Genomic DNA, 405 nt, shown 5'->3' on the forward strand with positions numbered 1-405 from the left:
AGTCTAACCTTCGGGAGGACGGTTACCACGGTGTGATTCATGACTGGGGTGAAGTCGTAACAAGGTAGCCGTAGGGGAACCTGCGGCTGGATCACCTCCTTAATCGACGACTCAGCTGCAGCACAAGCTCCCACACGAATTGCTTGATTCATTGAAGAAGACGATTAGAAGCAGCTTTTGCTTTGCACACCCGATATTGGGTCTGTAGCTCAGTTGGTTAGATCGAACCCCATGCTTTGTGGTAAAGAGCAGGGTGAGGTCGGCTTTAGTAGCTAGAAATTGGGTCTGTAGCTCAGTTGGTTAGAGCGCACCCCTGATAAGGGTGAGGTCGGCAGTTCGAATCTGCCCAGACCCACCAGTTACCTGGTGAAGTTGGTCAGAGCGCGTACGACACCCGGATACGGG

1 tRNA gene and 1 rRNA gene are annotated in these 405 nt (G+C 52.6%); both read left to right on the forward strand.

What is annotated here, in order from left to right:
• Positions 1-102: ribosomal RNA gene (locus tag EE949_RS00100) — 16S ribosomal RNA — on the forward strand; the annotation flags it as partial.
• A 179-nt stretch (positions 103-281) separates the two neighbouring features.
• A tRNA-Ile gene (locus EE949_RS00105) sits at positions 282-358 on the forward strand.
• The last annotated feature ends 47 nt before the right edge of the window (positions 359-405 follow it).

It is taken from the genome of Pseudomonas viridiflava, from assembly GCF_900602065.1.
Taxonomy (GTDB): Bacteria; Pseudomonadota; Gammaproteobacteria; order Pseudomonadales; family Pseudomonadaceae; genus Aquipseudomonas.